The 12241-nt window shown below is 73.3% G+C and carries 14 protein-coding genes; 2 read left to right on the forward strand and 12 right to left on the reverse strand.

Annotated features, from left to right (window positions below; all coding sequences use genetic code 11):
* Positions 1–235: 235 nt before the first annotated feature.
* From ACZ5WK_RS18935 to ACZ5WK_RS18980, 10 genes are all read right to left on the reverse strand, one after another.
* Complete coding sequence (locus ACZ5WK_RS18935; protein ID WP_465548533.1) at positions 236–1411, reverse strand: SGNH/GDSL hydrolase family protein; 1176 nt, start codon at positions 1409–1411, stop codon at positions 236–238.
* Positions 1412–1470: 59 nt separating this feature from the next.
* Complete coding sequence (locus ACZ5WK_RS18940) at positions 1471–2040, reverse strand: TetR/AcrR family transcriptional regulator (protein WP_465548586.1); 570 nt, start codon at positions 2038–2040, stop codon at positions 1471–1473.
* A gap of 94 nt (positions 2041–2134) precedes the next feature.
* Entirely contained in the window at positions 2135–2596 is a 462-nt protein-coding gene (locus tag ACZ5WK_RS18945) for an NTP pyrophosphohydrolase (protein WP_465548534.1), read from the reverse strand.
* 134 nt (positions 2597–2730) lie between these two features.
* On the reverse strand, positions 2731–2931 hold the full coding sequence (locus ACZ5WK_RS18950; RefSeq protein WP_465548535.1) for a hypothetical protein: 201 nt from the start codon (positions 2929–2931) through the stop codon (positions 2731–2733).
* Positions 2932–2952: 21 nt separating this feature from the next.
* Positions 2953–3684, reverse strand: coding sequence for a histidine-type phosphatase (locus ACZ5WK_RS18955; protein ID WP_465548536.1), 732 nt, complete (start codon positions 3682–3684; stop codon positions 2953–2955).
* A gap of 415 nt (positions 3685–4099) precedes the next feature.
* On the reverse strand, positions 4100–5074 hold the full coding sequence (locus ACZ5WK_RS18960) for a hypothetical protein (RefSeq protein WP_465548537.1): 975 nt from the start codon (positions 5072–5074) through the stop codon (positions 4100–4102).
* On the reverse strand, positions 5071–5421 hold the full coding sequence (locus ACZ5WK_RS18965) for a PadR family transcriptional regulator (protein WP_465548538.1): 351 nt from the start codon (positions 5419–5421) through the stop codon (positions 5071–5073). The genes ACZ5WK_RS18960 and ACZ5WK_RS18965 overlap by 4 nt, the downstream gene beginning before the upstream one ends.
* Before the next feature lie 224 nt (positions 5422–5645).
* Positions 5646–6644: a type I glyceraldehyde-3-phosphate dehydrogenase gene (gene gap / locus ACZ5WK_RS18970; RefSeq protein ID WP_396324973.1), complete on the reverse strand. Its 999-nt coding sequence runs from the start codon at positions 6642–6644 to the stop codon at positions 5646–5648.
* Between the two features lie 161 nt (positions 6645–6805).
* Complete coding sequence (locus tag ACZ5WK_RS18975) at positions 6806–7762, reverse strand: GlxA family transcriptional regulator (RefSeq protein WP_396324974.1); 957 nt, start codon at positions 7760–7762, stop codon at positions 6806–6808.
* Positions 7763–7985: 223 nt separating this feature from the next.
* Positions 7986–8429: an SRPBCC family protein gene (locus ACZ5WK_RS18980; RefSeq protein ID WP_465548539.1), complete on the reverse strand. Its 444-nt coding sequence runs from the start codon at positions 8427–8429 to the stop codon at positions 7986–7988.
* A gap of 109 nt (positions 8430–8538) precedes the next feature.
* Between ACZ5WK_RS18980 and ACZ5WK_RS18985 the strand changes: the two genes are divergently transcribed.
* Positions 8539–9054, forward strand: coding sequence for a GNAT family N-acetyltransferase (locus ACZ5WK_RS18985; RefSeq protein WP_465548540.1), 516 nt, complete (start codon positions 8539–8541; stop codon positions 9052–9054).
* A 128-nt stretch (positions 9055–9182) separates the two neighbouring features.
* Positions 9183–10094, forward strand: coding sequence for a hypothetical protein (locus ACZ5WK_RS18990; RefSeq protein WP_465548541.1), 912 nt, complete (start codon positions 9183–9185; stop codon positions 10092–10094).
* Between the two features lie 435 nt (positions 10095–10529).
* Here ACZ5WK_RS18990 and ACZ5WK_RS18995 read toward each other — a convergent pair whose 3' ends face one another.
* Together ACZ5WK_RS18995 and ACZ5WK_RS19000 are read right to left on the reverse strand one after the other, a co-directional pair.
* Entirely contained in the window at positions 10530–10916 is a 387-nt protein-coding gene (locus tag ACZ5WK_RS18995; RefSeq protein ID WP_465548542.1) for a transglycosylase family protein, read from the reverse strand.
* A gap of 694 nt (positions 10917–11610) precedes the next feature.
* A complete protein-coding gene (locus ACZ5WK_RS19000) occupies positions 11611–12135 on the reverse strand; it encodes a hypothetical protein (RefSeq protein WP_465548543.1) in 525 nt (174 codons plus the stop codon).
* Positions 12136–12241 lie beyond the last annotated feature (106 nt).

Raw genomic sequence — 12241 nt, forward strand, 5'->3', positions numbered from 1 at the left:
GGTCCTCATGCACCGATCAGGCCTCGGGGGCGGGAATGCCCGCCACGGTGCCGCTCGCGCCGCGGCCGGTCAGGCCCTTCCGTCGGCCACCTGACCGACGCGGCGCACCCCTCCGACCGCCGGCCGTTCCCGACCTCGGCGTACCCCGACCGTCGCCGCCGGCCGTACTCCGGCTGTCAGCCCCGGTCGCACCCCGGCCGCCGGTTTCGGCCGTACCCCGACCTGGGCCGGGCGGTCAGGCGGTCGGGTCGGAGAAGGGCCCGTCGGGGCCGAAGGCGAGACGGGCGAAGTTCTCGGCGATGCGGCGGTGACCGGCCGGGTCGGGGTGGATCTCGTCGGGCAGGGGCAACTCGTCGTAGTCGGCCGGGCCGTAGAGCGCGAGGCCGTCGAGTTGATGCAGGTGCGGGTCGTCGGTGGCGCGGCCGGCGACGATGCGGGAAAGCTCGTCGCGGATGACACCGAGCGTCAGGCGCCCGGCCGCGCGCTCGGCGGGATCGCCGGTGGCCCGGAACTTCAGCGTGCCACTCGTGAAGTCCGGTGCGAGCGGGCCGGGGGTGTCCTCCTGGACCGGGCAGAACACGGGGGAGACGACCAGGAGCGGCGTGCGCGGATGGCCCTCGCGGATCGTGTCGAGGAACCCGTGGACGGCCGGACCGAAGGCGCGCAGACGCATGAGATCGGTGTTGACGAGATTGATGCCGATCTTGAGACTGATCAGGTCGGCGGGAGCGTCGCGCATCGCCCGCGCAGTGAACGGGTCCAGCAGGGCGCTGCCGCCGAAGCCGAGGTTGACCAGCTCGACGCCGCCCCGCGCGGCGGCGAGGGCGGGCCACGTAGCGGTCGGACGGTCCGCGTTGGAGCCGTGGCTGATCGAGCTGCCGTGGTGCAGCCACAGCCTGCGCCCGCGGTCCGGCGCGGCCGTGACGGGGGCGTCGGTGCGCAGGGCGATCAGCTCGGTGATCTCGGTGTGCGGGAGCCAGATCTCGACCGTCTTGTCGCGCCCGGGCAGGCCACGGAACCACGCGGTGCCGGGCGGGCCCGGGTGCAGCTCGGCGGAGCCGGTGGTCATGTCGATCACCCGGGTGTTGCCGCCGGGAACGCTGGCCCGGGCGGCCGGGTCACCGTCCACCAGGAGGTCGTAGACGCCGGACGCCGGCGCGGGCACACCCCGGTAGGCCCGCTTGGTCGGCAGGGTCTCCAGGCCGATCGCGGTGGCCCGGGTGCGGAAGACCAGCCGCACGCCGGAGGGCTGCGCCTCGGCCATGGCGAGCTGCTCGTCGGGGATCTGACGGCGGGCCCGGGCGGGCAGCCGGTGCGGCAGCAGTCCGTGGGCGGTGCGCTCGACGTCGAGATGGCCGCGCAGCAGGTCCGGGGTGACGGGTGTGGTGATCAGGTCGTGCTCGGTGCTCATTGCTTCCAACCTGGTGATCAGGGGTGACCGGAGTGCGCGGCGCTCGGGGAGGGGGCCGCTCAGTGCGCGGCCCGGGCCCGCAGCACCGCGTCGAGGGAGTCGACGATCCAGTCCCACGACTCCTGCGGGTCGACGGCGGTGTGGCCGAAGCTCCCGCCCAGCTCCAGGCTGACGTAGCCGTGGAAGACGCCGCCCAGCATCCGTACGGCGTGGGTCTGGTCCGGCTCGGTCAGGTCGTAGCCCCGCAGGATCGCGCGGGTCATCTGCGAGTGCCGGACGCCGGCACTGGCCGCCGCCGTCCCGGGGTCGAGCCGGTACTGCGTGGCGGCGTAGCGCCCGGGGTGTTGTCGCGCGTAGCTGCGGTAGGCCTCCGCGAAGGCGGCCAGGGCGTCCTTGCCGGCGCGCCCGGCCAGTGCGTCGGCGGCCCGGTCGGCGAGCTCCTCCAGGGCGAACAGCGCGATCCTGGTCTTGAGGTCGTGGGAGCTCTTCACGTGCGAGTACAGGCTCGCGACCTTGACGTCGAACCGCCTGGCGAGCTCGGACACGGTCACCTGCGCGAAGCCGACCTCGTCGGCGAGCTCCGCGCCGGCCCGGGTCAGCCGTTCCGCGGTCACCCCTGTTCTGGCCATCATGCGCACCTTTCCTCTGCCTGCATCGATCATGCTCCTGCCTAAAGCATTTAGGCAAATTCTATGGTCAGATAGGTCGTTTGAGTCGGCAGCCCTAGGCTGACGGCCGGGCCGGCCAGACCGTGCGCGGGCCGAGGACGCCGGCGCCGAGCGCGGTGACGCGGCTCCGCAGGCCGCGGTCCGCGGTGACGACCAGGCAACTCCGCCGCGGCCGGGCGGCCACAGCCTCCTCGACCAGTTCGACGATCCGGTCGTCCCCGGAGCCGGGCGCGTCCACCACCCGTACCAGCGGCACCCCCGCCACCCCGCGGGCGGCACCCTCCACGACCAGCACCACCTCCACGGGCCCGGTGGGCGACGCGGCGGGCGGCCCTCCCCGATCCGCCGGTCCCTGCTGCGCGACGCCGACCAGCGCGTCCCGCAGCCGCTCGGCGGCCCCGCGCCGGTCCCGCCACCAGCCGTCGGGCACCGAACCCACCACGTTGGCGGCATCCACCACCAGCAGCGGCACCTGCCCCGCGTCCCCGCCGCCCGCCCCGCTCTCACGCATGTTCATGGCCCGCAGCCTGCCACGCCGGGGCCCGGTCGGCGGGCCGCCCGACCGCCCGGCCGTCCGGCGGTACGAGGCCGCGATGGCCCGTGCGCACGAGGCCGTCACCCCTCCGGCCGGAACGGGCCGGGCCGGCGCCGTCAGGAGCGGTCGAAGCAGCGCTTGAGCTCGGCGAGGTCGTAGAAGTAGCTGCCCTTGGCGACGGGCCGGCAGGAGGACTTGAAGGCGGTTTCCTTCTCGTTGGAGAGCATGCGGACCAGGTACGCCGCCGAAGTGCCGTCACCGTGCTTGGTGGTGAGGTCGGTGCCGGCGTAGAGGTCCCACTGGATGTTCGCGGCCATCGGCACCACCTCGGCGCCGCGTCAGGGGTTGTTCCGGCAGGAGTACGGCTGCCCGGGCATGGCCGGCTCGGTGCTGCCGGGGAGGCCCATGAAAGCGGCGAGCGGCTCGAGCTCCTCGGCGTGGGTGAAGCGCAGGACGGCGCCGTTGTCGCTGGTCCCCGCGGCCTTTGCCGCCGCCTGGGCGAACAGGTCGTCGAGCAGGACGTCCGCCATCGTGTAGGTGATGGTGCGGCCGCTGAAGGCGGGGCCCTTCTGGTAGAACTCCTCGGCGTCGTCGAGGTAGGCGAACCACTGTGCGTCGCGGGGCGTCAGGAAGGGACCGAGGTCGACGCCCGGTGCCTCGACGACCAGGTCGGGCGCAGTGCTGTAGAGCGCGTACAGCGAGCGGGCGAAGGAGATCCGCTCGCTGTCGGACAGCGACGCGGCGAAGTCGTCCTCGAAGAGGCGCTCGACCACGTTCCGGGCCGCCTGGGTGGTGCGGGGCAGCCCGTCCTCGCTGTCCGTCATGGCCCGGGAGCCGTGGCGGGCGACGTTCTCGGTGAAGACGGGGGTGAATCCCTTGGGCGCCAGCTGGTAGTGGCTCGCCGTATCCTGCGGCTCGTACGGGGTCTTCGTGCCGTAGTACCCCCGGCCTGCGTGCCGGACGCCGCCGTGCCCGTCCCGGTCGGCCGCGGACGCCGCGCCCGCGGTCAGCAGCAGGCTGGTGGCCAGGGTGACGGCCATGGCGGCGGACAGCGAGGTCGCGCGCTTCAAGGCGGGCCTTTCGGACGGATCCCGCGAATGCCGGGCAGGAGCGGAAGGCATGGCAGGCACGGCAGAACGGCTGGGGGGCGCGACCGGCAGAACGGGCCGCGGCCGCAGTCTCCGGTCGTCAGCCGAACCGCGGTCGACCATTCGGCATGGCCGCGGCAATACGTGAGTGAACCTCACCTGGAAGCCGCACGCCTGCCGTGTTCGAGGACCGGGCCTCTCGTCCGTACGCTCGGGCGAACCCGCCGAACCCGCCGAACCCGCCGAACCCGCCGAACCCGCCGAACCCGCCGAACCCGCCGAACCCGCCGAACCCGCCGAACCCGCCGAACCCGCCGAACCCGCCGCACCCGCCGAACCCGCCGAACCCGCCGAACCCGTACGCCGGGCAGCCGTGGCTGCCCGGCGCCGGGGTCGGTCAGGGGCGGGTGGGGCTCGCCGGTCGGGAGAGCCGGTCCGTGAGCCGGACCGCGCAGAGGGCTATCAGGTAGCCGAAGGAGAAGAGGACGACCAGCCGCTCCAGCATCGGGATCTCGATCTCCATGCGCTTGTGGGCGAGGGCGGGGGCGAGCAGGGGCGGCGCGGCCAGGAGGGCGGTGGCCAGTGCCGCGCGGACCGCGGTGCGGGCGGTGAGGGCGATGGCCGCGCCGGTGGCGACGGGGGCGACGAGGTCGAATCCGCTGAGGAAGATCCTCTGCCCGAAGCCGTCCGTGAGCGTGGTGATGACGACCGCGACCACGATCGGGACGGCGACCCCCCAGGGCACCGCGGAGCGCGGGTGCGTCCGGCCCGATGGTGCGATGAGGAGGATGAGGGCGTTGAGCACGAGCAGCCCGGACTCCTGCCTGGTCAAGCCCAACGTTGTCGCGATGTCGACCGACAGGCCGAGCAGGCCGGGCCGGGAGAGGACGTCGAGTAACGGTGCCACCACGATGGTGGCCAGAGCCAGGGCCCTGGCTGCCGGCCAGCGGTCGGTCAGGACCGCGCCCGCCATCAGCGTCGCGGGGAGGAGCAGCGCCGCCGCCGCGACGAGCGGGCCGGCCTTCTCGGCGCCGTCGACGGAGAAGGTGGCGAAGTCGGGATTGGTGACCAGCAGGACGGCCCACCAGAGACGGGTCGCCGCGAAGGTCCCGGCCAGCACCGCGGCGAGCGGGGCGGCGGTGGCGAACGCCCGGCCCAGCGGCCGGTGGGAGACCAGGCCGAGCCGGGCGCGGGCGCCGTGCCCGGCGACGTCGGCCACCTCGCGCAGCCCGGCGAGCCGGCCGGCGTGGGCGAGGTGGCGTTCGGCGTGGTCGGCGACCTCCGTCAGGGCGCCGGCGCCGTACGAGGCCGGGTACAGCGCGAGGGCCCACCGCAGCAGCCGCGCGGCCCGGGGGTGCCGCGCCGGGGTCATGCCGTGCCTCCCACGAGAGGGGTCCAGTTCGTTCCCAGGCGCCGGTCGGCTTCGCGGAGGGCGGTCCGCAGACGCTCGCTCTCGACCCGCAGCGCCTGGGCCCCCTCCTCGGTGAGGGTGAACACCCGCCGGGGGCGCCCGTCCACCGTTTCCTCCCGCTCGATGCGGATCAGCCCCTCGCTCAGGAGGCGGTCGAGGGTGCCGTAGAGGCTGCCGGCGCCGAGCCGTACCTGGCCCTCCGAGATCGCGGTGACCTCCTCGCCGAGGGCGTAGCCGTGCCGCGGCTGGTCGGCAAGGGCGGTGAGAAGAAGGAAGGTTGGCTCCTGCATGGAGCGTTTGTTCTTCATGGCAGCCACCATAGTACGGTCACTGTAGTGTCTGGCAAGGGGTCAGGTGATCAGCCGTCAATTCGTCGACATCGGAGCAGGGTTCGGAGGGCGGACTGAACGGTGGCCGGGGCGGCGGCCGACCGGGCTCGCCGTGCCGGTGAACGGCCGGGCCCTCCGACGGCGGACCCTTGCCGCGCTGGGGGCCGACCCCGACGGTCGGCCCCCAGCACGAGGAGACCCGCTCAGTTCCGCGCGAGGAGTTCGAGGGTGTCGATGACGCGGTTGGAGAAGCCCCACTCGTTGTCGTACCAGGCGACGACCTTGACGTGCTTGCCGTCCACGCGGGTCAGGGCCGCGTCGAAGATCGAGGACGCGGGCTCGCCGGTGATGTCACCGGAGACCAGCGGCTCGTCGGCGTAGTCGAGGATGCCCTTCAGCCGGCCGTCGGCGGCCTCGCGGTAGGCGGCGAGGATCTCCTCGCGGGTGACCTCGCGGGCCACGGTGGTGTTCAGCTCGACGATGGAGCCCACCGGGACGGGCACGCGGATGGAGTCGCCGGACAGCTTGCCGTCGAGGTTCGGGAGGACCAGGCCGATGGCCTTGGCGGCGCCGGTGGTGGTGGGCACGATGTTCACACCGGCGGCGCGGGCGCGGCGCATGTCGCGGTGCGGGCCGTCCTGGAGGTTCTGCTCCTGGGTGTAGGCGTGCACCGTGGTCATGAAGCCGTGCTCGATGCCGGCCAGTTCGTCCAGCACCGACGCCAGCGGGGCCAGCGCGTTGGTGGTGCACGAGGCGTTCGAGACGATGACGTGCTCGGCCGGGTCGTAGGCGTCGGTGTTCACGCCGTAGGCGAGCGTGACGTCGGCGCCGTCGGCGGGGGCGCTGACCAGGACCCGCTTGGCGCCGGCCTTGATGTGCGCACGGGCGGCCTCGGCCGAGGTGAAGCGGCCGGTGGACTCGAGCACGAGCTCGACACCGAGCTCCGCCCACGGCAGGGCGGCGGGGTCGCGCTCGGCGAGCACCTTGATGCGGTGCCCGTCGACCACCAGGTCGGTTCCGTCGACCGAGACCGGGCGGTTGAGACGCCCGAGCGAGCTGTCGAACTTGAGCAGGTGGGCAAGGGAGTCGGGCGCAGTGAGGTCGTTGATGGCGACCACTTCGAGGTCGCTGCCGCGCTGGAGCAGGGCGCGCAGGCTGTTGCGTCCGATACGACCGAAACCGTTGATGGCGATGCGGGTCATGGAGGTCTTCCCTTCCGTTCGTTTCGCCATCCATGCTCGGCGTTCGAACGAGGCCCGGACAGGGGCTTGATCGACAGGGTGCGCAAGTATCCCGCCACACTTGTTGCCACCGACCGCAAGGATCTCGCCAGCGCCCCGGGGGCGGGCGTCAGGGGTGGGTGTCAGGGGGCCGGGGCGGCGAAGGTGTGGCGGTACTCCGTCGGCGAGGTCCCGAGGATCCGGTGGAAGTGCAGCCGCAGGTTCGCGCCCGTGCCGAGCCCCACCCGGTCGGCGATCTGCTCCACCCCCAGATCCGTGCGTTCGAGCAACTCGCGCGCCAGGTCCACCCGCGCCCGCAGCACCCACTGCATCGGCGTGTAGCCGGTGTCCTCCACGAACCGCCGCGAGAACGTACGCGCCGACACCCGCGCGATACCGGCGAGCGTCTCCAGGGTCAGCGGCTCGGCCAGGTGCTCCAGGGCCCATTCGCGGGTGCCGGCGAACAGGTCGCCGAGCGGCTCCGGCACGCTCCGGGGGACGTACTGCGCCTGCCCGCCACTGCGGTACGGCGCGGCCACCAGGCGCCGCGCGACGTGGTTGGAGAGCCCGACGCCGTGGTCACGTCGCACCAGGTGCAGGCAGAGGTCGATGCCCGAGGCCGCGCCCGCCGACGTGAGGACGTCGCCCTCGTCCACGAACAGCACGTTCTCGTCCACCGAGACCAGCGGGTGCTGCTCGGCAAGGGCCTTGGTGTAGTGCCAGTGGGTCGTCGCCTTCTTGCCGTCGAGCAGCCCGGTCGCCGCCAGCGCGAACGCCCCCGTCGAGATCGCCGCCAGCCGCGCCCCCCGCTGGTGCGCGGCGATCAGCGCCTCGACCACCGCCGCCGGCGGCTCGGTGGTCGACGGATCCCGGTACCCGGGCACGAACACGGTGTCCGCATGCTCCAGGGCGTCGAGCCCGTCGGCCACGTGGTAGGCGAGCCCGTCGCCGCCGGTCACCAGCCCGGGCGCCGCGCCGCACACCCGTACTTCGTAGGGCATGCTCGGCCGGCTGGAGAACACCTGCGCGGGAATGCCGACGTCGAGCGGCTTCGCACCCTCCAGCACGAGCACGGCGACGCGGTGTCTCCTACGAGCCATCGGACCCTTCCTTCCCCACCGGCCCCGCCGTGCGGGCCTTTCGTCGTGCCCGTGACCGGGACCTCGTAACGGTGGCGCCGTGTCCCGGACCCGTGGCCGGGGCGCCGTGTCCCGGCCCTCGTGACCGGGCTGCCACCTACCGCAAGCATCCTGCCACTGCCGGGCAGGCGCCCGCGCGCACGGCCCCCGGGTGGGGCGCGGTCCGCACGGCGGCGGCACCGGCTCAGCGCAGCAGCCGGTCCAGAACCCGGCCGAAGACGAGCCTCCCGACGCGGGCCACAGCCGGATCGAGCACGGCCGGCAGGCCCGCGATCACGACCTCCTCCGCCCAGGTCACCTCGCTCCGTTCGCCCCGCGCGCCCACCGCCCGTACGCGGAGCTCGGCGCCGCCACGGATCGGGCGCCCGCGCTTCTCCAGCCTGCACACCCCGTCGCGCCCCGGCAGCGGTCCGGCGATCTCGACGATCTCCATCAGATCGTCGAACAGTCGGAACGCCCCGACGGCGGTCCGGGCCACGATCGTGTCACCTGGCTGCCGGCCGTTCCCCGAGCCGACCGACACCCGGGTGAACGGCACGCGGTCGCCGTGCCGGGGCCAGTCGGTCAGCCGCGCCCAGCAGACGTCGGGAGGCAGGGGCGAACGGCGGGTCAGGACGAAGCGGGCCATGCCTCACCGTACTGAGCGGCCGCCGCCTGCTCCCCGGCGCCGGGCCGGGGCCGTGGCCGGCCGTTCGCGAGCCCGCGATACTCGTCGGGTGTTCCAACCGACAGGTCGCATGACCGCCTTCCGGCCCGAGACCGTTCGCACCGACCGCCTGCTCCTCGTGCCTCTCACCGTCGAGCACGCCGAGGAGATGGCCGGGGTGCTGTCCGATCCCGGTCTGCACACCTTCATCGGCGGTGCGCCGCAAACCGCCGAGGCCCTCCGGGCCCGCTACGAACGCTGGGCCGCCGGCTCACCCGACCCCTCCGAAGCCTGGTGCAACTGGGTGATCCGGCTGCGCGACGAGGAGTGTCTGACCGGCACCGTCCAGGCGACGGTCACGGCCGACGACCGCGGGGCCACCGCGGAGATCGCCTGGGTGGTGGGGACCCCCTGGCAGGGGCGCGGCATCGCTGCCGAGGCGGCCCAGGGCCTTGTCACCTGGCTCCGCCGCCGCCCGGTGCACACGGTCGTCGCCCACATCCATCCCGACCACCGGGCGTCTGCCGCCGTTGCCGCCGCGGCCGGTCTCGCTCCCACCGACCAGTGGGACGACGGCGAGGTCAGGTGGCAGCTGCAGGTCGGCTGACCGCCCCGCGGGATTGCTTGCACCCGCCCGGATCCGGCGGGAGCAGGTTCGCTAGGGTCGAGGCGCCGGCACACGGCGGGGGACACCGCGTTGTGGTGCGCCGGCGATCCATCAGGTCAGGGGAAGAAGTGCGTCGTTCCACCGTTCTCGTCACCACCGCGCTCGTGCTGCTGTCCGGGGCAGGTTGCTCGGCAACGTCCGCCGGAAGCGTGGCCGGGCCGCCGGCCGGCGCCACGGTGACGGCGGGCGGCTCCACAGTCGGCACGTCGTCGTCGGCGACGCCCGGGGGCGCGACGGGCATGCCGGCGACGCCCGGGGGTGCGACGGGCACGCAGGCGACGCCCGTCACCGATCACGCCGAGACGGTGCGCGCGGCAGCGGCTGCCACGGGCCGTACCAGCGCGCGGATCGACCAGAGCGTGGAGCTCGGCGACGGGGAGACGACCTACCACCTGGCGGTCGCCGGGGATTTCGACCTCGCGGCGGACCGGGGGCAGCTCGGTGTCGACCTCCCCGGGGGCGCGATCAGCCACGTCGACGAGATCTTCGCCGACGGCCAGGTGTACGTGCGCGGGTCCGCGGGCCTGCCCGAGGGGACGTGGGCAGCGATCGGCCGTGACCGCACCATCGCCCACGCCCTGCTCCGCTCACCGGCCAACGACCCCGAGCACCTCCTCCAGCAGATTTCCACCCTGACCCGCGTGACCCGGGGCGCCGAGGAGGACGTGAACGGGGTCCGCGCCGTCCGTTACGACGGGATCCTCGCCGACGACGCCGTCACCCTGCGCCTGGCACCGGACAAACGGGCCAAGGTGGAGCAGGTCCGGGCCGCGAGCACCGCCGGGCTGCAGATCCCTGCCGAGGTGTGGGTGGATCCGCAGGGGCGGATCGCGAAGGTCCGACTGACCCTGGCCATGAGCTCCATCCGCTCCGTCACCACCGTGGCCTTCACGGAGCTGGGCAAGCCGGTGAAGATCACTCCGCCGGCGACCGCCTCCACTGTCGCAGTCACCGAGCTGTCCGGAGTTCTCACCGGCTGACCTCCGTACGTCTCTTCCGCCGGGCGGGGCGCCAGGCGGCGACGAGGGCGAGGGTGAAGCCGTCGTAGCCCTTGGCGCCGACCGGTCCGGACGGTGGTGGCGGCCAAGCCGGGGGCGCGCGGCGATGATCTCGGTGAGGTGAGGCGGCGCACGCCCTGGCCCCGGGGATCGGTGTCGGCGCGGTCGGCTCCACCGGCGCCGTCGCGTACGACGTTGTCGCCGATTGACGACGCTGCCGGGGCAGGTGAGGCTGAGCGCCCACTCCAGGTGGTGCCGGCTGTCGCACGTCGGCGGGTTGGATAAGTGTTTGGAACGCCGCGACGCCGCTGTCCCGGACCGTGGGTGTTCGGTCGGGTGCAGCGGCGTTGTCGTGGGGGTGACGTCGGGTGGACGTCGGGGGGCGGGCTGGCCTGGTGGCCGGGTGCCGGTGGGGGGTTACTTGGTGAGGCCGGCCTTGATGGAGCAGACGGGCCAGGCGCCGGGGCCCTGGGCGGCGAGGACCTTTTCGCCGATGGTGATCTGCTGGGCCTTGGTGGCCTGGTGGGCCTGGGGGGCGTAGGCGGTGCCGCCGAAGGCGGCCCAGGTGCTGGAGGTGAACTGGAGTCCGCCGTAGAAGCCGTTGCCGGAGTTGATGGCCCAGTTGCCGGTGGCCTCGCAGGCGGCGACCTTGTCCCAGACGGAGGCGGGTGCGGCGGAGGCGGTGTTGGCTGCGACGAGGCCGGCCACCGGCAGGGCGGTGAGGGCGCCGGCCATGAGTGCCATGCGGACGCGGTTGCGGCGCTTGGTGGTGGTGGCGGTGGTGGTCTCGTTGCGGAGGGTCATGTGGTTCCTTTGCGTGAGGCGTGAGGCGGGTGTGCGGGCGTGCGGAACCAGGCCCTGGGGGCTGTTGGTTTCGGGGGGGGTGTCGCTCGCGTGGGTTGTGCGCCGTGGTGTTCCGGGGCGGGGGCCTCGGGGCGGTGTGTTCGGTGCAACGGGTTCGAAGTTACGGGGGTGGTGGTGGGGGTTTCAAGGATTCGTAGGTTTGGGCACGTCAGGGGGTTGTTACCGCGGGTAGGGATCAAGGAAATGGGATGATTTGAAGCCAAATGCCCCATTTTTCAAGATCGAATGGGGGGTGGAAGTGGTCCGGGCCACACGGGTGGGGGTGTGAGGCCGCGCACATCGTCGACGGTGGGTGACGGGCCCTCGGCCGCGCGTGCCGAAGTGGTGGGGTGGTGACCGGGTCGGGGGTGGCCCGCACCACAGCCCTCACGCCCGGCCCGCCAACCGTCCACACTCCGTGACGAAAGGCGGGCCCGGAATGCTGCGAGGACTCCCGACCGTGTCGGAACGCCGGCGCCCCGCCTGGTGCCGCGACGCGCCACGGCCGCCGTCGCCGAACGCGTCACCCGCCGAGCCCGGCGGTCTGAACCTTGCGTGATCCAGCCGGGAGCCGGCGGGGCTGACGGGGGTCGACGGGGCGGCGTCGCCCTCGTCGGGCGTGCAACAGGCTTTCGTGAACCTTGCACCGCAGGGGCTAGAACTCCCCGCCCACCCCCAGGTCCTGCCGCATCGCATGCCGCATGGTCTTGATCAGCGCCCACAGCTCGTCCTGCGCCTCGGCGGCGGATCGCAGGTCCTCGCCGGGCCGCGCGTCGCCCTGTTCCAGGCGCTTGACCATTCCGTACACGTGGGTGAGGGCCTGGTTGGCGATGTCGCCCGGGGCTATCACGGCATCGGGTGCGATCATCAGGGTCTCGGACCAGTGGTTGCGGTGCGCGTCCTTGGCCTCGTCCAGCGCCCGGGCGTCGTCCTCCCCGGGCGTCCGGTCGCGCAGGACGCGCAGGTGCCGGTTGAGCGCGGTCGCGAACTGCCGTGCGTCGCGGTACAGGCGGGTGTAGCAGTCGCGCCGCAGGGCGAGGTTCTCGCGGGTCTCCGAGAAGGCCTGGCTGAGCTCCAACTCGCGCCGCTTTGCTCGTTCGGCGCCCCGTTGGGTGAGCAGCGCGGCCCCGAGCGTCCCCGTCACTCCGGTCACCGCAATCGCCACCGCTGCTATGTCCACCGGGTCACTCTAGGTACGTCGGCCCTCCGCCGGCCGACGGGGGGTCAGGTCGTTCCGACGGCGGATCTTGGCCGGTCCGTACGGACCCGGCGTGTCCGCCACGGCG

Source organism: Kitasatospora sp. NPDC032757, assembly GCF_055579305.1.